This window comes from Collinsella aerofaciens ATCC 25986 (assembly GCF_964237925.1).
Lineage (GTDB): Bacteria > Actinomycetota > Coriobacteriia > Coriobacteriales > Coriobacteriaceae > Collinsella > Collinsella aerofaciens_BJ.
Map to the genome: position 1 here is coordinate 1 of NZ_CAXSKI010000043.1, position 644 is coordinate 644.

General features: G+C 70.3%; 1 protein-coding gene. It reads left to right on the forward strand.

Annotated elements, in window-relative coordinates:
* The coding region (locus tag ACESWY_RS10275; protein ID WP_373094368.1) for a sugar nucleotidyltransferase at nt 1-644 on the forward strand (644 nt) is incomplete at both ends.

Sequence of the window (644 nt, forward strand, 5' to 3'; positions counted from 1 at the left end):
GACGGCTCGCGCTACGGCGTGAACCTCTCCTACGCCGAGCAGCCCAGCCCCGACGGCCTGGCGCAGGCCTTCACCATCGGCGAGGAGTTCATCGCCGGCGAGCCGTGCGCGCTCGTGCTCGGCGACAACATCTTCTACGGCAACGGCCTTTCGCGCCACCTGACGCGCGCCGTGCAGAACGCCGAGTCGGGCCGCGCCACGGTCTTCGGCTACCACGTGGACGACCCCGAGCGCTTCGGCGTCGTGGAGTTCGATGCGCAGGGGAGGGCCGTCTCCATCGAGGAGAAGCCCGAGCGCCCCAAGAGCTCCTACGCCGTCACCGGCCTGTACTTCTACCCGGGCGACGTGGCCGCCAAGGCCCGCGGGGTCAGGCCCTCGGCCCGCGGCGAGCTGGAGATCACCACGCTCAACCAGATGTACCTTGAGGAGGGGACGCTGTCCGTGGTCACCCTCGGCCGCGGCTACGCGTGGCTCGACACCGGCACCATGGAGAGCCTCCACGAGGCCGCGGAGTTCGTCCGCGCCGTGGAGCACTCCCAGGACCTGCCCGTGTCCGTCCCCGAGGAGATCGCCTGGGAGAACGGCTGGATCACGACAGCCGAGCTGGAGGAGGCCGCGAAGGCCTACGGCAAGTCGGTCTACGG